Source organism: Streptomyces sp. RK62, assembly GCF_018070255.1.
In the GTDB taxonomy this organism is placed as follows: domain Bacteria; phylum Actinomycetota; class Actinomycetes; order Streptomycetales; family Streptomycetaceae; genus Streptomyces; species Streptomyces nigra.
The window spans coordinates 1-22,170 of the sequence record NZ_JAGPYD010000030.1; the positions used below are offsets into that span (position 1 = coordinate 1).

The following is a 22,170-nucleotide window of genomic DNA, read 5'->3' on the forward strand; positions in this document are numbered from 1 at the left end:
GGGTGGGAGCGGGGTGTGCGGGGTGGGGGGCCGGCTCGGTGGTCACCAGTCCGGTCGTGGGCCGCTGTACGACGGTCAGCCCGGCCGTTTCCCGCTGTACGACTCTCAGCCCGGCCGTGTCCCGCTGTCCGGCCGTCTCGGCGCCGTTGGCGCGGATCGCACGGCGCACCAGGCTAGCGGGCCGGGCGTCCGCGAAGACCTCGTCCAGGTCGACCGTCAGCCCGAGTTCCGTCTCCAGTGCGGCGACCAGTTCGACCGCGTGCACGGAGGTGCCGCCGGCGTCGAAGAAGTCGGCGTCGGGCGCCAGGTGACCGGCGGGGACGTACCGGCCCGCCAGGGCGGCGACCTCGGCGACGAGGGCGGCCTCGTCGCGGGGTGCGGCGGAGGGCTCCGGGGCAGCGGGTGCCTCCGGCTGTGGTGCCGCCCCGGGCGCGACCCTGGCCAGCAGGTCGGTCACCGAGAGACCGATGCCGCCCCGCTCGATCGCCTCGGCGGTCGCCCGCTGGTCGGCGGGTGCCGGCCCGTTCTCGTTCACCTCACGCATGGGAGCCCTTCACAAGTCGCCTTACCTCTATGTCGATTGCACTCGCGCCGCTATGCGTCACGACCGCCGCCAGGAGCGGAACACCCGCAGCTGGTCCGGCGTGACGACGGCCTCCAGACGGTCGTCGTCCGGGTCGCCCCCGCCCAGCGCCGCGAGCAGCCGGCGCGCCGGTGTGTTGCGCGGCGTGCGCTCCGCCGTCAGCCGGACCTTCGCGCATCCCAGCTCCTCGGCGCGCCCGGCCAGCCACTCCAGGAGGCGTTCCTCGACGCCCCGCCCGAGGGCACGGCAGCTCAGCAGCCACGCCGTGACGTCGAGCCGGTCGCCCTCCTGGCGCAGGGCGAGGAGGCCGATCTGTCCGTAGTCGCCGAAGCGGTCACGGGCGGACGCCGTCCACACCTCGCCGTGCTCGCGCCAGCGGCGCACGTCACCGCCGTCCGCCGAGCGGGCCCGCAGGGTGAACTGGTTGGTACGGCGCACGAGTTGCTCGGCGCGGTCCACGTCCCCGTCCGTCAACGCCCGGACGTCGACCTCCAGCCGCAGCTGCTCCAGGAACTCCTCGAACCCGGTCTCCTCGCGCACGGCGTCCCGCTCCCGCTCCTGGGCGTAGAACCGCGCCCGCAGCACGTCCTCGGCCGTGGCCGCCCTCGGGACCACCGGCCACAACCGGTCCAGGAACGCGGGCAGTTCATCGGCGGCCGGGCAGGTCACCGACAGCGCCTGCGGGACTGTGGCGCGCATCCGGGCGATTTCCGCCGGGTTGTCGTCGAGGAACAGGAAGCTGTCCAGGCCGAGACCGAGGGTGCGGGCGGCCTCGGCCAGGCGGTCCGGCTTCGGTTCCCAGGCGGCCGAGACCACGCTGAAGTGCTCGGCCTTCAGCAGGCTGTCCGGGCGGTCCAGCACGGCACGGACGGTGTCCTCGTCGTTGTTGCTGACCAGGACCAGCAGGACGCCCGCCGCGCGCCACTGGAGTAGTCGCCGGGCCAACAAGCCCCGCTCGTCGCCTAGTTCGACCCCCTCGGGGCCGGTCTCACCGGCCACGCCGCCCCACAGGGTCTCGTCGCCGTCGACCGCGATGACCTTGGGCGCCGGGCGGTGGGCGGCCCGGACGGTCTCGGCCAGGCGCAGGGCCACGGCCGCCTGGAACGGCGCGGTGAACGGCAGATGGGCCAGGTTTTCGGTGCGTTCGTCGAACGGCTGCTCCACCGTGTGGTCCCGGGTCCAGACGTCGGGCCCGAGGACGGCGACGCCGGGCACCTGGGCCAGGTCGGCGGCGATGTCCCGTTCCCAACGGGTCAGGCGTTCCTCGGCGGGGGTGGAGGGCAGGATGCCGACGATCAGCGGGGTGGGGGTTCGCTCGGCGGCGGCGCGGACGGCGGCCGCGTACACGCCGCGCAGCTCGGCCAGTTGGGCGTCGTCGACCGGGCCGAACCGCTGGAGGTCGGCGGCGCGCAGCAGGACGACTCCGGCGGTCGCGGCCGGGTCGGCGAACACACCCGACGGGTCGCGCAGCGCGGCCGGCACCTGGTGGTACGGGGCCTCGGCGACGGTGACCGGGACGCCGGGGGCCGCCGCGCCGAGGGCGGCCTCGCACATCGCGGGCAGGTTGCCCAGGGCGAAGGTGGCGGCGAGGGCGAGGCGGTGGCCGGGTCCTGCGGCCGGTGCCGGGGCACGGACCGGGCCGGAAGGGTCGTCCGCCGTGTCCGCGAGCAGCCGCAGCAACTCCTCGCCGAGCCCGGTGGCGGCGTCGGCGTCCAGGATGTCGAGGTTGTGGTCGAGCCTGATCCGGCCGGCGTCCGGCGTCATGGTGACCATCAGGTCGAGGTCGGAGTACCCGGTCCCGACGGGCAGCACCTCCAGGGCCTTCAACCCACCGCCGGAGCGGACGTAGTTGAAGTACACCTCGACCAGAGGCGCGTCGGTCCGGTACAGGCCCTCCTCGGCCAGCACCGGCAGCACGTCGGTGAACATGGCGCCCTTCGTCAGCACCCGTTCCAGGCGTCCGTCGGTGCGGCGCAGCACCTCCTCGATCCGCTCCCCCGCCCGGGCCTCGGCGGGGAACGGCACCGGCACCCCGAAGAAGCCCACCGCGTCGTAGGCGTCGGCGTGGATGCGGGTGTCGACGGGCACGGCGAGGACGAAGCGCTCCCGCTCGCGCCTGCGAGCCAGCAGGACGGTGAGGGCGCCGAGACAGAAGGCGGCCGGGGTGACCGCCAGCGCGCTCGCGGCGGCCGCGATGCGCCCGGCCAGCCCGTCGGGGATCGCCAGGGTGACACTCCCGGCCCGGTACGTGCGGGCCTCCGGGCGGGGACGGCTCAGGGTGAGGTCGAGCCGCTCGCTGCCCCGGAAGTGCTCGCGCCACCCGTCCGACTCACCTCCGGCCGGGGCGTCGGCGCGCTGGGCCTCGATCAGTTGACGCACCTCGCGGTTGGTGACGGCGTCACCGAGCGGACCCGCGGTCAGCTCGGCGTCGATCTCGCTCGCCACCAGCAGCAGCGACTGCAGATCGCTGACGGCGTGGTGGGCGCCGTAGACGAGGGTCTGGCCGCGCTCGCCCGCGTCCAGGAGTTCGAAGCGCCACAGGGGCGCCGTCGCCAGGTCGAAGGGCGGTTCGAGGAGGGCGCGCAGCGCGTCGGCGGCGTCCGGTTCCGTGCCGTCGGGGACGACGGTCCAGCGCAGCGGTGTCGCCGGGAGGTCCCGTCGCACACGTAGCACTCGGCCGCCGCCGTCCGGCTCCGTGACGGCGGTGCGCAGCGCGGCGTGCCGTGCGGTGAGCCGGTCGAGGACGCCGGTCAGGGTCGCGCGGGTGACGGGTGCGGTGAGGCGCACGGCCAGGCCGACGGCGTGGGCGGCCTCGGGCATGCCGGGCCGGGCGCTGCGCAGCAGCCGTACGACGTCGCGGGTCGCCGGAAGGCGTTCCTCGGCCGGGACGTCGGCCGCGACATCCGGGGCGTCGTCCGCCGCGGCCGTCCGTTCGGGCAGCGCGGTGCGCAGCGCCTCGGCGAGGCCGCGCAGGTCGGAGGCGGAGAAGACGGTGGCGGCGGGGAGTTCGACGCCGAGGTCGCGGGCGAACGCGTTGCGCAGCCGCACCAACATCAGCGAGTCGAGGCCGAGTTCCTTGAGGGCGGCCGTCGCCGGGACCTGGCCCGTGCCGCCGGAGACCTCGGCGATCCGGGCGCGGACGTACGCCTCCAGCCGGACGGCCCGTTCGGCGTCGTCGGTGGCCGCGAGCACCTTCTCGACGAGTTCGTCGGTGCCGGTGGCCGGGGCGGGGAGGGTCACCAGGTCGGCGAGGATCGGGCGGGTGCGGACGGCGTCGGGGTCGAGGGTCAGCAGCTCCCAGTCCAGGGCGAGCGGGGCGAGCTGTCGGCGGGAGGTGCCGAGCACCCGGTCGAGCAGTTCGCCGCCGTCCCCGGCGGACAGGGCGACCAGTCCGGAGCGGGCGGTCTGCGCGGCGCGGGCGTCGGACCCGGCGACCATGCCGACGCCGGCCCAGGCACCCCAGTCGAGGCTGACGGCCCGGCGGTCGTGCAGCGCGAGATGATGGGCCCAGGCGTCGAGGAAGGCGTTCGCGGCGCAGTACGCGCTCTGCCCGGCCGAGCCGAGCAGTCCGGCCGCGGACGCGAACAGCACGAAGTCCTCAGCCTCCGGGACCAGTTCGGTCAGCAGGGCGGTGCCGAGAACCTTGGGTCCGAGCACGGTCAGGACGCGGTCGTCGCTGAGGTGGGCCAGGGTGGCGTCGTCGAGGACACCGGCCGCGTGCACGATCCCGGTGATCGGGCCGAGCTCCGCGCGTACGCCGTCCAGCGCGGCCGTCAGACCGGCGCGGTCGGTGACGTCCGCTCGCGCCAGGTGCACGGCGACCCCGCGCTCGCGGAGGCCGTCGATCCAGGCGAGGGCGTCCGCGTCGGGGGCGCCGCGGCCCAGCAGGGCCAGGCCACGGACGCCCCGGCCGGCCAGCCGCTCGGCGACGACCCGGCCGAGGCCGCCGAGACCGCCGGTGATCAGGTAGGCGCCCGACCCCGTGGGCGGTCCGGAGTCGTCCGGGCGGGTCCGGGTCAGCCGGGGGACGTGGCGTCCGTCGGGGCGCAGGGCGACGAGGCGTTCGTCGTCGGCGTGGCGCAGCTGGGTCCACAGGGCGTCGGTGCCGTCGGTGGGCGGCAGGTCGACCAGGGTGGTATGCAGTTCGGGGTGCTCCTGGGCGACGGCGAGGCCGAAGCCCCAGGCGAGCGCCTGCTCGGGGTGGGTGACATGGGTGCTGTCTCCGGCGGCCTGGCTGCCGCGGACGACGATGTGGAGGCGGGGCGCCCAGGCCCGCTCCGCGAGGGCACGAATCAGGTGCAGGGTGCTCAGGCAGCCCAGCCGGGCGGCTTCCCCGGCCGTGCGGCCGTCGTCGATCGCGGGGGCGTCCAGCGCGGTCAACTGCACGATGTGGCGAGGGGGTTCGTGGGGGAAGGCCTCGTCGAGCAGCCGGGCCAGCTGGTCCGGGTCGGCGGGGTCGAGCACATATCGGCCGGGTCCCTCAGTGGCGAACCCGTCGCCCGGGCAGGCGATGACATGAGGCGTGGAGTCGTCGTCCAGGCGGAGGGCCAGGTCGGTGGCGACGCCGGCCGTGTCGGCGAGGACGAGCCAGGTGCCGGGTGCCGGGGGTTCGTCGGCGGCCGGGCGGGGCTGCCAGCGGGTCTCGAACAGCGCCCCGTCGAGCGGCGAGAGGGCGGTGAGCCGGAACTCCAGTGCCTCGACCAGGAGTTGGTCGTCCTCGTCGTAGAGCCGGAGGTCCAGGGTGGCGGTGTCCCCGGAGATCGACCGCAGCGCGCAGGTCACCCACGCGGGGCTGGTGCGCAGCCCGGTGTGGCGCAGCCGGCCGACCCCGGCGGGCACGAACGCCCGGCCCTGCGGGGCGTCGGCGGGCAGGGCGGCCGTGTGGAAGGCGGCGTCGAGGACGGCCGGGTGGAGCAGATGCCCGGCGGCAGGACGGTCGGTGAGCCGGGCGTAGGCGGCATCGGCGGCGCGGCGGCCGGATTCCAGGCCCTGGAAGGCGGGGCCGTACTCGATGCCGAGGGTGGCCAGGGTGCCGTAGACGGCCGTCAGGTCGACCGGGTCGGTGCAGCGGGCGCGCAGGGCGTCCGGGCCCTCCTCGGGCTCGGCGGGTCCCGTGGTGATCCGGCCGGTCACATGCCGTTCCCAGGTGAGGTCGCCTACCGGGGCGGCGGAGACGGTGAAGTCCCGTACGCCGTCGGCGGCGGGGCGCAGCACGAGTTGCAGCCGGACCGGCCGGGCTGCGTCCAGGCGCAGCGGCTGGAGGAAGTCGACGTCGGAGAGGTGGACGTCGCCGCCGTCCTGGACGGTGCGGGCGGCCTCCAGCGCCATGGTCAGGAAGGCGGCGCCGGGCAGCCACACCTCGCCGGTGACACGGTGGTCGGTGAGATAGGCGAAGCGGCCGTCGCGCAGGTCCACCTCGGTCTGGAAGAGGTGCCGGCCGGGCTGGTCGCTGGCCTCGACGTGCGTGCCGAGGAGGGGCGAGGTGCCGGGCGCGGCCGCCGGGGCGGGGGCGAGCCAGTGGCGTTCGCGGGCGAAGGCGTAGGTGGGCAGGTCGGCGCGGCGGCCGGCGGGGAACAGCGCCGTCCAGTCGGGGGTGTGACCGGCCGTGTGGAGTGCGCCCAGGGCGCGCAGCAGGGTGTCGCGCCGGCCCGATCCACGGCGCAGAGTGCCCACGGCGACCGCGTCGACGCCGGCCTCGGCCGCGACCGCCTCGACGGCGGCGGTGAGCGACGGGTGCGGGCTGAGTTCGACGAAGTAGCGGTGGCCGTCGTCCAGGAGGCGCCGGATCGTGTCGGAGAAGCGGACGGGTTCGCTGAGGTTGGCGTACCAGTAGGCGGCGTCGAGGCGGTCGCCCGGCACCGGTTCGGCCAGGACGGTCGAGTACAGCGGGGTCGTCGTGCGGGTGCCCCGGACGTCGGTGAGGCGGCCGAGCAGGTCCTCGCGGACCTCGGCCATCAGGGGGGTGTGCGAGGCGAACGGCGTCGACAGCGGCCGTGCCCCGATCCCCTGCGCCTCCAGGCTCTGTCGCAGGTCGGCCAGGGCGTCGGCGGCACCGGAGACGGCCGTGGCGTGCGGGCCGTTGACGGCGGCGACGAACAGCAGTCCGGCGTAGGGGGCGAGCAGTTCCTCGGCCCGGTCGCGCGGCACGTCCAGGGAGAGCATGCCGCCCCGTCCCGCGACGGGGACGACGGCCCGGGCGCGGCCGGTGACGACGGCCACGGCGTCGTCCAGGGTGAGGGCGCCCGCGCTGTGGGCGGCGGCGATCTCGCCGAGGCTGTGCCCGGCGACGGCGTCCGGGGTGACGCCGACCGAGCGCCAGGCGGCGGTGAGCGCCGCGTTGACGGCGAAGAGCACCGGCTGGAGGTACTCGGTGCGCTCCAGCGGGGAGAACTCCTCGGGCGCCCGCAGCGCGGTGAGCACCGACCAGCCGGCGTGCCGGCGCACGGCCTCGTCGATCCGGGTCAGTTCGGCGCCGAACGCCTCCGTGTCGGCCATCAGGTCCAGGGCCATGCCCGGCCATTGGCCGCCGTGCCCGGCGTAGAGGAAGGCGACCTTGCCGGTGGGGTCCTCACGGCGGACGGGCGGCGCCGTACGCCCTGCCGCGAGGTCGGTCAGGGTGGCACGGAGTTCGTCGCGGTCCTCGGCGACGAGGGCGGCGCGGTGCTCGAAGTGGCCGCGGTGCCGGGCCAGGGTGTGGGCGACGTCGTGCAGTTCGGTGCCGGTGCCGGCCAGGTGGCGGGCGAGCGCGGCGGCCTGCCCGCGCAGCCCGGCCTCGCTGCGGCCCGACAGCACGAACAGGTCCGGCCCCGTGGAGGGTCGGGGCGCGGGGGTGGGCGCGGGCGGCGCCTCCTCCACGATCACATGGGCGTTGGTGCCGCTGATGCCGAACGCGCTGACGCCGGCGCGCCGGACCCGGTCCGCCGACGCGGGCCAGGCGGTCTCCTGGTGCAGCAGGCGCAGCCCGCTGTCCGCCCAGTCGACGTGCCGGCTCGGCGGATCGGCGTGCAGGGTGCGCGGCAGTGTCCCGTGGCGCAGGGACTCCACGACCTTGATCAGGCCCACGACGCCCGAAGCGGCCTGTGTGTGCCCGACGTTGGACTTCAGCGAGCCGACGTACAGGGGACGGCCCTCGGGGCGGGAGGCGCCGAACACCTCGGTGAGGGCGTTGGCCTCGATGGGGTCGCCGAGGGTGGTGCCGGTGCCGTGCGCCTCGACGTGGTCGACGTCGGCGGGGCTCAGCCCGGACTGCTCCAGGGCGCGGCGGATCACCCGTTCCTGCGCGGGGCCGTTGGGCGCGGACAGGCCCTGGCTGCGGCCGTCCTGGTTGACGGCGGTGCCGCGCAGCACGGCCAGGACCCGGTCGCCGTCGCGCCGCGCGTCACTGAGGCGCTTGAGGACGAGCATGCCGGCGCCCTCCGCCCAGACGGCCCCGTCGGCGGCGTCGGAGAACGAGCGGCAGCGGCCCGTCGGGGAGAGCCCGCGCAGCCGGCTGAACTCGACGAAGGTCCCCGGCGTGACCATCAGCGTGACACCACCGGCCAGCGCGAGGTCGCACTCCCCCGACCGCAGGGCCTGCGCCGCCAGGTGCACGGCCACCAGGGAGGAGGAGCAGGCGGTGTCGACGGTGAGCGCGGGGCCGTTGAGGCCGAGCGTGTAGGCGAGCCGCCCGGAGGCCACGCTCAGGGCGGTGCCGGTGCCGACGTAGCCGTCGAGCTGGTCGAGCCGGGTGCCGGACAGGTAGTCGCTGCCGAACATGCCGACGTAGACGCCGGTGCTGCTGCCCGCGAGGTCGGCCGGCACGATCCCGGCGCGTTCCAGCGACTCCCAGGCGGTCTCCAGGAGCAGACGCTGCTGGGGGTCCATGGCCGCCGCCTCCTTCGGGGTGATCCCGAAGAACGCGGCGTCGAAGGAGTCGATGTCGTCGAGGAACCCGCCCTCGCGGGCATAGGACTTGCCGGGTGCGTCCGGGTCGGGGTCGTACAGCGCCTCGACGTCCCAGCGGGCGGACGGGAACGGCCCGACGGCGTCCCGGCCCTCGGCGACGAGCCGCCACAGCCCCTCGGGGTCGCGGACCCCGCCGGGCAGCCGGCACGCCATGGCGACCAGGGCCACCGGCTCCTGGGCGGACGGGGCATGGGCGGGCTGACGTACAGCCGTCGCCCGGGCCGGGCGGCCGAGGACGCCGTTCAGCAGGTGGTCGGCGAGCCGGGCCGGGGTGGGGTGGTCGAAGAGGAGGGTGGCGGGGAGCCGCGCGCCGATCCGGGTGCCGATCCGGTTGCGCAGGTCGACGGCGGTCACCGAGTCCATGCCGAGGTCGCGCAGCGGCTGGTCGGGACGGACCGCGTCCGCCGAGCGCAGACCGAGCGCCTGGGCGGCCTCCTCGCGGACCAGGGCGAGGACGCGGGCGGCGCGTTCGGCCTCCGGCAGCCGGGACAGCCGGTCGGCCAGGGTGGGGCCGCCCGGAGCCGTGGCGGGCCGCGGCGCGGGCAGCAGGGAGCGCCAGAGGGCGCCGTCGGGCGCGGCGGCACGCAGCCGGGGCAGGTCGAGGGACCAGGCGACCAGGTGCGCGGTGTCGTGCCGCAGCGCGAGGCCGGTCAGGGCGGTGCCCTGCTCGGGGGTGAGGGCTCGGTGGCCGAGGCGGGCCATGCGCGCCAGGTCGGCGTGCTCGGCGGCCAGCCCGTCGCCCGCCCAGGCGCCGTAGGAGACGGAGCGGGCGGCCAGGCCCGCCGCGCGCCGATGGTGGGCGAGCTGGTCGAGGAAGGCGTTGGCGGCGGCGTAGTTGGCCTGCCCGGCGGTGCCGACGACACCGGCGGCCGAGGAGACGAGGAGGAACAGGTCGAGGTCGAGCCCCGCGGTGAGCCGGTGCAGATGCGCGGCACCGTCGACCTTGGGGCGCAGCACCTCGGCCAGCCGCTCGGGGGTCGTCTCGGCGAGCACACCGTCGGCCAGCACACCGGCGCAGTGGACGACCCCGCGCAGGGGCGCCTCGTCGCCGACGCTCGCGAGCACATCGGCGAGGGCGGCCTCGTCGGCGACGTCGCAGGCGGCGACCTTCACCTGGCAGCCGAACGCGGCCAGTTCGTCCACGACCTCGTCCGCGCGGAAGTCGGCCGTCCCTTGACGAGACGTCAGGAGCAGGCGCGACGCCCCGTTCTCGGCCAGCAGGCGGGCGATGCGGCGGCCGACGGCACCCAGGCCGCCGGTGATCAGCACGGTGCCGTCGGTGGGGATCGCGGACCCGGTGCGCGCCGGGGCGGGCCGCGCCCGGACGAGTCGCGGCGCGAGCAACTGCTCACCCCGTACGGCGAGTTCGGGCTCGTCGCCCGAGAGAGGCGGCTCCCGGTCCTCGACGTCGAGGTCGACGAGGGTCAGCCCCAGCTGAGGATGCTCGGCGCGAGCGCTGCGGGCCAGGCCCCACAGCACGGAGTGGGCGTACCCGGCGGCGGTGTCGGTCTCCGTGGCGGCGACGGCTCCGGTGGTGACCCAGACGGTCCGGGCGGGGGCCTCGTCCGGCGGGAGGGCGATCAGCGCCCGCAGTTCGTCCAGCGCTGCCGCCGCCGTGGCGTGGGCGGTGGCGATCGGGTCTGCGCCCGGGGTGGGGGCGGGCCATCGGCGCACCACGGTGCCGGCGGGCTGCTCCGGTGCGATCGGTACCGGGGTCCAGGCCACCTCGTAGAGATGGCGGCCGAGTTCCGTACCGGCGGTCAGCTCGGCCGGGTGCGCGGCCCGCAGCCGTACGCCTTCCAGCCGGCCGGCCGGGAAGCCGTCGGGGTCCCACAGGGTGACGTCCAGGACGACGTCCTCGCCGGGTTCCGGGGTCCGGCGTACGACGGCGACGAGGTCCGTCGCGCCGCCGGCCGGCAGGGCGCATCGGCCCATCGCGACCGGCAACAGCACGCGGCCGTCGAGGGGTTCGAGGACGGCGGCCACCTGCAGGGCGGCGTCCAGGAGCGCGGGGTGGACCGGATAGGCGGTGTCCTGGACGGGCGGGGAGAGCCGGGCCAGTACGGTGTCGTCTCCCGTGACGGTGGCCTCCCGTACACCCTGGAAGGCGGGCCCGTAGCCGAGGCCGAGGGCGGCCAGGCGCGCATAGGTGTCCTCGTCCCACGCGGGCGTGAACTCCTCGGGCCAGACAGGAGGTTCGGCCGTGGACGGCTCGGACGGCTCGGCGGCTGACGCTGTGGCGTGCAGGGTCCAGTCCGCCGTCTCCGGACCGCGCGGACGGCTGTGCACGGTGACCTCGGCCGTGGTCACCTCGACGGACACCTCGACGGTGCCGCTCTCGGGCAGGGTGAGCGGCGCGAGGAGCAGCAGGTCCGCGACCTCGACGGGCGTGTCGGGGCGGGCCACCGCGAGGGCGGCGCGGCACAGCTCCAGCAGGGTGGTGCCCGAGACGACGGTGTGGCCGTGGACGGTGTGGTCGGTGAGCCAGTCGGCGGTGGCCGTGGACCACTCGTTGCGGAAGGTCCAGCGGGTCTCGTCGGCCGACCGGAGCTGGATGCCGAGCAACGGGTGCGCGGCCCGGTCGAGGAGCCCCGGCCCGTCCACGGAACGTGCCGCCTCGATCCAGTGCCGCTGTTCGTCCCAGGCGTACGTGGGCAGGTCCACGGGGGCGGTGGGCGGCACGAGGCGGCGCCAGTCCAGGCGGTGGCCGTGGACGTGGAGGGTGGCGGCGGCACGGTCCAGGCAGGCGGGGCCGTCCTCGTCGCGGCGCAGCGAGCCGACCGTGACGAGGTCCTCGTCGATCGTGTTCAGAGCCGTCAAGAGGGCGGGGTGCGGGGCGAGTTCGAGGAAACAGCGGTACCCGTCCGCGATCATGCGCTCGACGGTGGGCGCGAAGCGGACGGGTTCGCGCAGGTTGCGGTACCAGTAGTCGGCTTCGAGTTCGTCGGTGACGGGCTCGCCGGTGACCGTGGAGTACCAGGTGACGGCGGTGGGCTGGGTGAGCACGCCGTCGAGTTCGTCGAGGACGGTGGCGCGGACGGGTTCGACCCGGTCGCTGTGGGAGGCGTAGTCGACGTCGAGGACGCGGGCGAAGACCTGCTCCCGTTCCAGTCCGGCGACCAGCGCCCGTACGGCGTCGACGGCGCCGGAGACCACGGTCGAGCGGCCGCTGTTGACGGCGGCGACGGTGATCTCGCCGTCTTGACCCGCGATTTGGCGTTCCACCTCGGTGTGCGGCAGCGCGACGACGGCCATGGTGCCGGTGCCGGACAGACCGGTCAGGGCCTGGCTGCGCAGGGCGACGACGGCGGCGGCGTCGTTGAGGCTGAGGGCGCCGGCGACGCAGGCCGCGGCGACCTCGCCCTGGCTGTGCCCGACGACGGCGTCCGGGTGGACGCCGCGGGCCCGCCACACGGCGGCCAGGGACACCATGACGGCGAACAGCACCGGCTGGACGACGTCGACGCGGTCCAGGTCCGGGGCCGCGGGGTCGCCGCGCAGCACGGAGGTCACGGACCAGCCGGTGAAGGGGCGCAGGGCGGCGTCGCAGCGGTCGAGTTCGTCGGCGAACACCGGGTCGTGGCCGAGGAGATCACGTGCCATGCCGGGCCACTGCGCGCCCTGGCCGGGGAGGACGAAGGCCACCTTGCCGGTGCGGGCCGGGTGGGGCGGGCCGGTGACGAGGTCGTCGTCGGGTGTGCCCTCGGCGAGCGCGCGCAGGGCGCGCAGCAGGCCGTCCCGGCCGTCCGCCCGGACGACGGCCCGGTGCTCGAAGTGGGTGCGGTGGTGGGCGAGGGTGGCGGCGACGGCGGGCAGCGGCAGTTCGGGGCGGTCCTGGATGTGGTCGAGCAGGCGGGCGGCCTGGGCGCGGAGCGCCGGGAGGCCGCGCGCGGACAGCGGGAGGAGGGCGGGGCCGGGCGGGGTGGCGGGCCCGGGCTCCTCGGCCGGGGCGGGGGCCTCCTCCAGGACGACGTGGGCGTTGGTGCCGCTGATGCCGAACGCGCTGACTCCGGCGCGCCGCACCCGTCCGGTGTCCCGGGGCCAGGGCTGTGCCGTGTCGAGGACACGCAGTCCGCCCTGCGTCCAGTCGATCCGCTCGGTCGGTGTCGCGGCGTGCAGGGACGCCGGTATCCGCTCGTGCTGGAGCGCCAGTACGGTCTTGATGACGCCGGCGATGCCCGCGGCGGCCTGGGTGTGCCCGATGTTGGACTTCAGGGACCCGATACCGAGGGGCCGGCCGGCGGGGCGGCCCGGGCCGAAGACGGCGGCGAGGGCGCGGCCCTCGATGGGGTCGCCGAGCGGGGTGCCGGTGCCGTGCGCCTCGATGTGGTCGAGGTCGTGCGGCCGGAGCCCGGCGGCGTCGAGCGCGGCCCGTACGACGCGTTCCTGGGCGGGTCCGCTGGGGGCGCTGAGGCCCTGGCTGCGGCCGTCCTGGTTGATCGCGGAGCCCTTGACGACGGCGAGGACGCGGTCGCCGTCGCGGCGGGCGTCCGCGAGCCGCTTGAGGAGGACGACCCCGCAGCCCTCCGCCCAGACGACACCGTCGGCGTCGGCGGAGAAGGGGCTGCACCGCCCGGACGGCGACAGCCCGCGCAGCCGGCTGAACTCGACGTGCCCGCGCGGCGTGAGCAGCAGCGTGGCGCCGCCGGCCAGCGCGAGGTCGCACTCGCCGCCCGCCAGCGCGCGTGCCGCCAGATGCAGGGCGACCAGGGAGGAGGAGCAGGCGGTGTCGACGGTGACCGCGGGTCCGCGCAGGCCGAGGGTGTAGGCGATACGGCCGGAGGCGACGCTGGGCGCGGTGCCGGTGCCCACGTGCCCGTCGAGTTGGCCGAGCCCGGCCGTGGCCAGGTAGCCGCCGTCGTAGAGGCCGACGTAGACGCCGGTGGAGCTGCCGTTCAGGGTGGCGGGGACGATGCCGGCGCGTTCGACGGCCTCCCAGGCGGTGCGCAGCAGCAGCCGTTGCTGGGGGTCCATGGCGGCGGCCTCGCGCGGGGAGATCCCGAAGAACGCGGCGTCGAAGCGGTCGATGTCGCTCAGGTAGCCGCCGCGCAGGGAGTACGCCTTGCCGGTCGCCTCCGGGTCGGGGTCGTACAGGTCCCGGGTGTCCCAGCGGCCGGCCGGCGCGTCGCCGACGGCTTCCTGGCCCTCGTCGAGGAGCCGCCACAGCGCGTCGGGGTCGTCGGCGCCGGGCAGCCGGCAGGCCATGGAGATGATCGCGATGTCGTCGGACCCGTGCGGGGCCGGGCCGCCGGGGGCCTCAAGTGGGGCGGAAACCTCAGGAGTGGTCGCGAGGACCGCTTCGGCGAGTTCCGCGATCGTGGGGTGGTCGAAGACGAGGGAGGGGTCGAGGGTGCGGCCGGTGAGCGCGGACAGGTCGGCGGCCAGGGTAACCAACTGCCGTGACCCGAGGCCCAGTTCGGCGAGCGGCCGGTCGGGGTCGACGGTGTCCGGGTCGAGTCCGGTCACCTGGGCGACGGCCGACTCCAGCCAGGCCCGGACGTCCTGCGGGGTGCGCGGGGGCGGGTCGGGGAACTGCTTCGGGGACTCGTGCGCAGGCATGGAGACTCATGTCCTCGTGGGTCGCGGGAGGAGGCCGCGTCGTCGGGGCGCGTGGGTGCGCGGGTCCGGCGGCGCGGTGTGTGCCGTACGGCGCGCGGGGCGGCGTACGGCGGACGGGGCGGCGTCAGCCGAGGGCGGGTGCCTCGATCAGGGCGAGGGTGCCGCCCAGGTAGGCCGCCCGGGAGGCGTGCCGCTGGATCTTGCCGCTGGAGGTCTTGGGGATGGTGCCGGGCCGGACGAGGACGACGTCGCGCACGGAGAGGCCGTGGGCCTCGGCGATGGCGCTGCGCACCACGTCGGTGATCTTCTCGGCCTCGCCCACGGCGTCGGGGGCGATCTCGGCGACGAGGACGGCCTGTTCGGTGCCGGCCGTGCCGTCGTCGGCGGGCGCGGGGTCCACGCCGAAGGCGGCGGTGCAGCCGGGGCGCAGGGCCGGATGGGCCGTCTCCGCGGTCAGTTCGAGGTCCTGCGGGTAGTGGTTGCGTCCGTCGACGACGATGAGGTCCTTGAGACGGCCGGTGACGAACAGCTCGCCGTCGCGCAGGAATCCGAGGTCACCGGTGCGCAGGAAGCGACCCTCGTGTCCGGCCAGGCGGGCGCGGAAGGTCTCGCGGGTGGCGAGGGCGTTGCGCCAGTAGCCCTTGGCGACGCTCGCGCCGGACACCCAGATCTCGCCGACCTCGCCGTCGGGGAGTTCCTCGTGCCGCTCGGGGTCGGCGATGACGACGGTGAGGCCGGGTCCTGGGCGGCCGGAGCCGACGGCGTCGGTGTCGGGCCGTCCGTCGGCGGGCGGGAGCAGGGTGGGCGCGCTGCCCGGGGTGCTGCCGCTGACCATGAGGGTGGCCTCGGCGAGTCCGTAGCAGGGGTAGAGGGCCTCGCGGCGGAAGCCGGCCGGGGCGAAGGTGTCGGCGAACCGCCGCAGGGTGGCGGCCCGTACGGGTTCGGCGCCGTTGAAGGCGACCTTCCACGAGCTCAGGTCGAGGCCGTCGAGGAGGTCGGGGGTGGCGTGCCGCAGGCTCAGTTCGTAGGCGAAGTTGGGGCCGCCGCTGGTGTGGGGGCGGTAGCGGCTGACGGCGGTGAGCCAGCGCTGCGGCTGCTGCAGGAAGTGCAGCGGGGAGAACAGGGTGGCGGTGACGCCGAGATGGACGGTGTTGAGGACGGGGCCTATGAGGCCCATGTCGTGGTAGACGGGCAGCCAGCTGACGAACATCTCGTGTCCGTGCTCGGCGATGGCGTCCGGGGTGTGGCCCATGCGTGCGGTGATGATCCGCTCGTTGTCCAGGAGGTTCCCGTGGGTGACCATCACACCGCGCGGCGCGGAGGTGGAGCCGGAGGTGTACTGCAGGAAGGCGACGGAGTCGGCGTCCAGGTCGGGTTCGCGCCACGCGTCGGCGGCGTCGTCGGGTATGTCCTCGGTGGCGACCCAGGTCAGGCCCGCGAGTTCGGGCAGGTGCTGGGTGAGGCCTGACAGGGCCTCGATCACCTCGCGACCGCCGAGGATCACCTTGGCGTCGGCGTCGGCGATCAGCCGCCGCATCCGGGTCAGGGCGCGGTGGTTCTGCGTGCGGCCCCGGGGAGGGACGCCGGGGACGGCGACGACTCCGGCGGCGAGGCAGCCGAAGTAGCCGCACATGAACTCCAGGCCCGGCGGGTACAGGAGCATGGCCCGGCTGCCGGCCAGGCCGCGCTCCTGGAGCCAGGCGGCGACGGCGCGGGAGCGCCGGGCGAGGCGGTCGTAGGAGAGTTCCTGGATCTCGCCGTCGCAGTCGCCGGTGACGAGGTAGCGGTAGGCGGTTCGGTCGGGGTGACGTACCGCGTGCTCGGTCAGAAGGTCGACCAGGGATCGCACCATGTCGCGAGTCTCACCTGTCTGGATCGGTGGGCGAAGAGTGACGTGCGAGGGTCACGTGCTGGACACGTGCAGACGCCTCGGTCGGCCCGGGCCCCCTTGCCCGGCCGTCCGTCCCGACGACCCGCCGAGGGGTCACGGCGCTGGTCCGCCGTCCCCTCGTGTCCCCCCGCATCAACTTGCTACCGGCGAGTAGCACCCTAGCAAGCGAGTCCGGCCTCTTGGGCCGAACGCATGTAAACCCTACGTGTCGGGCGGATGTTGACGAAGCCGGGGCCCCACCCGCGCGTCGCCGCCCCGGCCCGGCCAGGTGAAATCCGGTGCCGGGCAGCGCGAAGCCCGGGCACCCCTTGTCCCGGCGCCCGGGCCCGGCCGGTCGTTACTCAGCCGGCGAGCCGCCGGCTCAGCAGCTCCTTGCCGAGTTCGGCGCCCTTGCGGCTGTCCGCCTGTGCCTTGCGGAACAGGTCGGCGACCTCGGTGTCCTGGGCGCGTTCGGCGTCCTCGATGTACGTCTCCAGCCGCAGTGCGTTGCTCAGGCACGCCTCTACGTACCAGATGAGGTTGTAGTCCTTGTCCTGCGTGCCGGTGACGCCTCCGGTCTCCGTGGCGCTGGTCATGCGGGGCACCTCCTGACGTCGTACGGTCGTGCGCCCTCGCCGGGTACCCGTCGGGCCGCCGCACACACGATCCGGGGGCGGCAATTCCGACAGTCCGCGACAGATGCGAGCAGATTCCCGGCGCTTCCGAAGGGAAGTATGCGCCGACCGTGCGAGATCGATCGATGACGGTGTGTACTGTGCTCCGAGCGCCGCGCGTCACGGTCTCGCGACGAGGCCTGCCCCACCCCGAACCGACCTTCTGGGAAACCGACTCGATGATCGAATTACCGGACCTGGTGACCGGCGGGCTCGCCGTCGGTGTGCTGTCCGCGCTCGCCCTCGGCGGCCTGCTGCTGCGCGCACAGCGTCAACAGGAGGGCCAGCGAACCGAGATCGCCCGGTTGCGCGCCCAACTGGACGAGGCCGTCCGGGCGTTGGCGGCCGAGGTGGAGCATCTCGCGGCCCACCGCCTGCCCGCCGCGGCCCGGCAGCAGACCCACGCGAGCGTCGCCGTGCCCGGCCCGGTGCACCCTCAGACGTCCGGGACCCCGCTGGGCCTCGCGCTGGAGCGCGTCCTGGACGCCCTGCGCGCCGAACTCGCCGCCCAGCGCACCCGTATCGACGCGGCCGCCCAGGCCGGTATGCGCGGCGCCACCCGTGAGATCCAGGCCGCCCTCTACCGCCTCCAGGACGCGCTGCGCGGACTCCAGCAGAAGTACGACGACCCGGAGTTGACGCAGACCCTGTTCCAGCTCGACCACGAGAACGAGCAGTCGCTGCGGCGCGCGCAGGTCGCCGCCGTGGTGTGCGGTGCCTGGGTCGGGCTCGCGCGCGAGGAGTCGCACCTGGTCGACGCGGTGACCGGCGGCCAGGCCCGGCTGGCCGGCTACCACCGGGTCCGCGTCCACAACCATCTGGAAGCCGGCACCGCGCTGGTCTCCCACGCCGTGGAACCGGTCGCGATCATCGTCGCCGAACTCCTCGACAACGCCCTGCGGCACTCCGCGCCCGACACCGACGTCGTCGTCAACCTGGAGCACGTCCACCACGGCGTGTGCGTCACGGTCGACGACGCGGGCGTGGGCATGACCCACGACGAACGCGCCCGCGCCCAGCGGCTGGTGGCGGGGTCCGACCCGATCCTGCTGACCGACCTCGGCGATCCGCCCCGGATGGGCCTTGCGGCCATCGGCCAGCTCACCCGGCAGTTCGACCTGGGCGTCGACCTGTCGTCGCCGTCCCCGTACGGCGGGGTGCGCGCCGTACTGCGGGTGGACAGCCATCTGCTCGGGCACATCGACCCCGACGTACGCCCGCCGGCGGCGAGCGCGCCCCGCTCCACGCGCCCGGCGTCCCGCGAGGAGCCGGCTGAACGCCCCGCCGACACCGCGCACGGCTACGGCGACGACCGCGCCGAGGACGGCACGGGGTCCGCGCACGACGACCGGGACTCCGCGTTTGAGGAGCAGCCCGCGACCGGCGCCCTGCCCCGCCGCCGGCGCCGTACCCGCGCCACCGCCGCGCCGGAGGAGCCCGCCGTACCGCGGCCCACGGCACAGCGCCCGGAGCAGGCGGCCGCCGCGCTCGGCGCGCTGCAGGCCGGCACCGCCGCGGCGAGGTCCACGGCGGACGGCCGTACCGCCGACGAGGCGGCCACCGACACAGAGACACCGGCGGAGCCCGACCACACCGCCCCGACCGACCACGAACTGACCGACCACGAAGGGGGAACGGCTCGATGACCAGCCGCGACGCGGGAGACACGGCATGGGTTCTCGACCCGGTCCTGGAGGTGCCGCACGTCGTGGCGGCCGTGCTGCTCACCCGGGACGGACTCGTGACCGGGTGGACCGACGCGCTGAGCCGGCCCTCGGCCGAACGGGTCGCCGCGATCACCAGCACCGTGCAGGGCGCGTGCCGTACCGCGGCCGCCGCCTTCGCGGACCGGGACGGGGCCGAGGTGCGCCAAGTGGTCATCGAGTCCGACCACGGCTATGTGCTGATCGTGCCCACGGACCACGGCACCTGTGTGGCCGCCTACGGTGACCCGGAGGTGCGGCTCGACCTGCTCGCGCACCGGGTGCACTCGCAGGTGGCGCGGCTGGGCGAGAAGGCGATGGCCGCCGCGTCCCGGGGCGGCGACGGCGGCGCGCCGGCATGACCGGCCGCCGTGGTGGCCGTCCCCTGGTCCCCGCGTATCTGTCGACCGGCGGGGTGGCCCGGCCCAGCCGGCCGCACCTGGAGCGGCTGTCGGTGCTGACCCGCGCCGGCACGCCCGCTCCCGCCGGTCTGCCCGCCGCCCAGCTCGCCCTGCTGGACGCGCTGGAGGACGGCTCGCTGACGGTGGTGGAAGCGGCGGCCCTGCTGCGGCTCCCGGTGTCCGCGGTGCGCGTCCTGGCGGGCGGCCTCATCGACCGGGAACTGGCGACGGCCCGCGCGCCGATCCCGCCCGCCGCACGCTTCGACCCCGACCTGCTGAAGAGAGTGGCCGATGGCCTTCGCGCCCTCAAGCACGCCTAGCGGCGTCCGCGCCCGCGCCACCGCGGGCCCCTCCGACGACGTCCATCTCCCCGACACCGCCCGGGACCTGGTCAAGATCCTGGTGACCGGGCCGTTCGGGGTGGGCAAGACGACGTTGATCGGTTCCGTCTCCGAGATCCGGCCCCTGCACACCGAGGAGCCGCTCAGCGAGGCGTCCGCGCCGGTCGACGACATCGCCGGGGTGCGGGACAAGTCGACGACGACCGTGGCGGTCGACTTCGGCCGGATCAGCCTGCCCGGCGGGGTCGTGCTGTACCTGTTCGGCACCCCCGGCCAGGAGCGGTTCCGGCCCCTGTGGGACGACATCGCCTACGGCGCGCTCGGCGCCCTGGTCCTGGTGGACAGCCGGCGCATCGACGCCTCGTTCGACGTGCTGGGGCTCGTCGAGGAGTCGGGGCTGCCGTACGCCGTCGCCTTCAACACGTTCCCGGACGCGCCCCGCCACCACACGGAGGCCGAGCTGCGCGCCGCCCTGGATCTGGAGGACGGCACCCCGATGGTCACCTGTGACGCCCGGGACGCCGACTCGTCCGTCGACGCGCTCCTCGCGCTCGTCCAGCACCTCATCGACCGCGACACCCCGGAGGGCCGGTGACCGTCCACTCCCCCGACCTCGACAGCTTCTCCCGCGCGACGCCCGTACGGCTGTGGGAGGACGGCTTCGCGCTGGACCCCTACCGCTACTACGAGGCCCTGCGCGCCCAGGGCCCGGTCGGCTGGGGCGAGTTGGCGCCGGGTGTGCCGGCGTACGTCGTCACCGGCCGGCGCGCGGCGCTGGACCTGCTGCACGACACGGAGTCCTTCTCGCACGACCCCCGGCCCTGGGAGTCGACGGTCGCCGACGACTCGCCGATCCTCGGCATGATGCGCTGGCGGCCCAACACGCTGTTCGCGGACGGCGCCGCGCATGTGCGGTACCGCACCTCGCTGATCGACACGTTCGACGGGATCGCGCCGCACGATCTGCGGGCCCGGGTGCACCGGGCGGTGCGGGTGCTGGTCGGCCGGTTCGGGCCGCAGGGCGAGGCCGATCTGGTGGGCGACTTCGCGCGGCCGCTGATGGCGCTGGTCTTCAACAGCCTGTTCGGGCTGCCCGACAGCCAGAGCGACCGGCTGGACGTGGCGCTGGGCAAGATGATGGAGGGCGGCGCCGAGGCCGCCGAGGGCGAGGCCGAGTACGGCGGCTATGTGCTGGAGCTGATCGCCGCGAAGGCCGCGGAGCCGGGCGACGACCTGCCGAGCCGGCTCCTGGCGCACCCGGCCGGGCTCACCCCGGAGGAGGTCACCTGGCAGGTGTTCCTCACGCTGGGCGCCGGGCACGAGCCGACGGCGAACCTGGTGTCGAACGCCCTGTCCCGCATCCTCGGCAACCCGACGTTCTACTCGACGCTCACCAGTGGCGCCCGCCCGGTGATGGACGCGGTGGTGGAGGTCCTGCACCACGAGACGCCGCTGGCCAACTACGGCATCCACTTCGCCCGCAATTCCCTGTCGTTCCACGGCGCCTGGGTCCGGGCGGCGGTCCCGGTGGTCATCTCGTACGGGGCGCTCGCCCACTTCGCGGAGCGGGACGCCCTCGGTGAGCGGCACCCCCGGGACGCCTCCCATCTGTCCTGGTCGGCGGGGCCGCACGCCTGCCCGGTGAAGCAGCACACGCTGCTGATCGCGACCGAGGCCATCGAACGGCTCACCCAGTGGCTGCCCGACCTGGAGCCGGTGCTGCCGCGTGCGCGGCTGACCTGGCGGCCGGGGCCGTTCCACCGCTCGCTGACCTCGCTGCCCGTCCGGTTCAGCCCCCGCTCCCCCGACCAGCCAGGAGGCCCGTCGTGACCGTGACCGACCGCATCGCCATCGACCCGCTCGGCTCCGACATCCCCGGCGAGAGCGCCCGGCTGCGCGCCCTCGGCCCGATCGTCCCCGTCGAGCTGCCCGGCGGCATCCCGGCCTGGGCCCCGACGACGTACGACACGCTGCGGGAGCTGATCCTCGATCCCCGGGTCAGCAAGGATCCGCGGCAGCACTGGCGGCTCTGGCCCGAGGTGCCCGAACACCCGTCGTGGGGCTGGATCCTGGGTTGGGTCGGCGTGGTCAACATGCTGTCGACGTACGCCGGCGACCACGCGCGGCTGCGCAAGCTGGTCGCGCCGAGCTTCACCCAGCGGCGTACGGAGGTCATGCGGCCCCGCGTCGAGGCGATCACCGCTGAGCTGCTGGACGCGCTGGACGGGGCCGGTGACGCGGTCGACCTGAAGGCGGAGTTCGCGCACCCGCTGCCGATGCGGATGATCTGCGAGCTGTTCGGGGTGCCGGACGAGCTGCGCGAGGACACGGCCACGCTCATCGCGGCGATCATGGACACCTCCGACCCGACGCCGGAGCACGCCGCGTTCGTGCAGCGGCAGATCGGCTCGGTGCTGGGCGCGCTCGTCGCCCACCGGCGGGAGCACCCGGGCGACGATCTGACGACCGAGCTGATCCGGGTGCGCGACGAGGACGGCGACCGGCTCAGCGACGAGGAACTGCTGTACACGCTGCTGCTGGTGATCGGCGCCGGCTTCGAGACGACGGTGAATCTGATCGGCAACGCCGTCGTCGCCCTGCTGACCCACCCGGAGCAGCTGGCGGCCGTACGGGCCGGGGAGATCGGCTGGGACGCGGTGATCGACGAGACGCTGCGCGCGCACCCGTCGATCGCGTCGTTGCCGCTGCGGTTCGCCGTGACCGACCTGAAGGTCGGGGACGTGACGGTCCCGGCCGGGGACGCGATCATCACGACGTACGCCGCCGCCAATCTGGACCCCGCGCACTACGGCCCGGACGCCTCCGGTTTCGACGCGGCGCGCGGGGCCGACGACCATCTGTCGTTCGGGATCGGCGTGCACCGGTGCATCGGGGCCCCGCTGGCCCGTCTGGAGGCGCTGACCGCGTTGCCCGCGCTCTTCGACCGCTTCCCGGACTTGCGGCTCGCCGTCGGCGGGGAGGAGCTGCGTCAGGTCCCGTCGTTCATCGCGTTCGGCTGGCAGGAGATACCCGTGCGCCCGCGCGGCTGACGGAGGAATCCGCGCGGGGACGCGACCGGTCCCCCGTTCCGGTCG

Annotated in this window: 10 protein-coding genes; 6 read left to right on the top strand and 4 right to left on the bottom strand. The window is 75.1% G+C overall.

Annotation, left to right across the window (positions count from 1 at the left end; all coding sequences use genetic code 11):
- From KBY32_RS34790 to KBY32_RS34805, 4 genes are all read right to left on the bottom strand, one after another.
- A partial coding sequence (locus KBY32_RS34790; protein WP_210982880.1) for an acyl carrier protein occupies window positions 1-544 on the bottom strand: 544 nt, incomplete at its 3' end.
- Window positions 545-601: 57 nt separating this feature from the next.
- Window positions 602-14,086 carry a type I polyketide synthase gene (locus KBY32_RS34795; RefSeq protein ID WP_210982881.1) on the bottom strand — a complete coding sequence of 4,495 codons (13,485 nt, stop codon included), beginning with the start codon at window positions 14,084-14,086 and terminating at the stop codon, window positions 602-604.
- A gap of 124 nt (window positions 14,087-14,210) precedes the next feature.
- Complete coding sequence (locus KBY32_RS34800) at window positions 14,211-15,938, bottom strand: fatty acyl-AMP ligase (protein WP_210982882.1); 1,728 nt, start codon at window positions 15,936-15,938, stop codon at window positions 14,211-14,213.
- Window positions 15,939-16,318: 380 nt separating this feature from the next.
- Window positions 16,319-16,552 (bottom strand): hypothetical protein, encoded by a 234-nt coding sequence (locus tag KBY32_RS34805; protein ID WP_055622988.1) that lies wholly within the window; start codon window positions 16,550-16,552, stop codon window positions 16,319-16,321.
- Window positions 16,553-16,809: 257 nt separating this feature from the next.
- Between KBY32_RS34805 and KBY32_RS34810 the strand changes: the two genes are divergently transcribed.
- Genes KBY32_RS34810 through KBY32_RS34835 form a run of 6 tightly spaced genes read left to right on the top strand, consistent with a single transcriptional unit; the run spans window position 16,810 to window position 22,125 of the window.
- Complete coding sequence (locus KBY32_RS34810) at window positions 16,810-18,276, top strand: ATP-binding protein (protein WP_247690425.1); 1,467 nt, start codon at window positions 16,810-16,812, stop codon at window positions 18,274-18,276.
- A complete protein-coding gene (locus KBY32_RS34815; protein ID WP_115505466.1) occupies window positions 18,273-18,695 on the top strand; it encodes a roadblock/LC7 domain-containing protein in 423 nt (140 codons plus the stop codon). Before KBY32_RS34810 ends, KBY32_RS34815 begins: the two co-directional genes overlap by 4 nt.
- Window positions 18,692-19,054, top strand: coding sequence for a DUF742 domain-containing protein (locus KBY32_RS34820; protein WP_210982883.1), 363 nt, complete (start codon window positions 18,692-18,694; stop codon window positions 19,052-19,054). The genes KBY32_RS34815 and KBY32_RS34820 overlap by 4 nt, the downstream gene beginning before the upstream one ends.
- A complete protein-coding gene (locus KBY32_RS34825; protein WP_055622984.1) occupies window positions 19,026-19,670 on the top strand; it encodes an ATP/GTP-binding protein in 645 nt (214 codons plus the stop codon). Before KBY32_RS34820 ends, KBY32_RS34825 begins: the two co-directional genes overlap by 29 nt.
- Window positions 19,667-20,905 (top strand): cytochrome P450, encoded by a 1,239-nt coding sequence (locus KBY32_RS34830; protein WP_210982884.1) that lies wholly within the window; start codon window positions 19,667-19,669, stop codon window positions 20,903-20,905. The genes KBY32_RS34825 and KBY32_RS34830 overlap by 4 nt, the downstream gene beginning before the upstream one ends.
- On the top strand, window positions 20,902-22,125 hold the full coding sequence (locus KBY32_RS34835) for a cytochrome P450 (RefSeq protein WP_210982885.1): 1,224 nt from the start codon (window positions 20,902-20,904) through the stop codon (window positions 22,123-22,125). The genes KBY32_RS34830 and KBY32_RS34835 overlap by 4 nt, the downstream gene beginning before the upstream one ends.
- Window positions 22,126-22,170 lie beyond the last annotated feature (45 nt).

Coding starts and splice junctions, on each gene's coding strand:
- KBY32_RS34810 (WP_247690425.1), top strand. CDS start 16,810: ATGATCGAATTACCGGACCTGGTGACCGGCGGGCTCGCCGTCGGTGTG.
- KBY32_RS34800 (WP_210982882.1), bottom strand. CDS start 15,938: ATGGTGCGATCCCTGGTCGACCTTCTGACCGAGCACGCGGTACGTCAC.
- KBY32_RS34820 (WP_210982883.1), top strand. CDS start 18,692: ATGACCGGCCGCCGTGGTGGCCGTCCCCTGGTCCCCGCGTATCTGTCG.
- KBY32_RS34805 (WP_055622988.1), bottom strand. CDS start 16,552: ATGACCAGCGCCACGGAGACCGGAGGCGTCACCGGCACGCAGGACAAG.
- KBY32_RS34795 (WP_210982881.1), bottom strand. CDS start 14,086: ATGCCTGCGCACGAGTCCCCGAAGCAGTTCCCCGACCCGCCCCCGCGC.
- KBY32_RS34825 (WP_055622984.1), top strand. CDS start 19,026: ATGGCCTTCGCGCCCTCAAGCACGCCTAGCGGCGTCCGCGCCCGCGCC.
- KBY32_RS34815 (WP_115505466.1), top strand. CDS start 18,273: ATGACCAGCCGCGACGCGGGAGACACGGCATGGGTTCTCGACCCGGTC.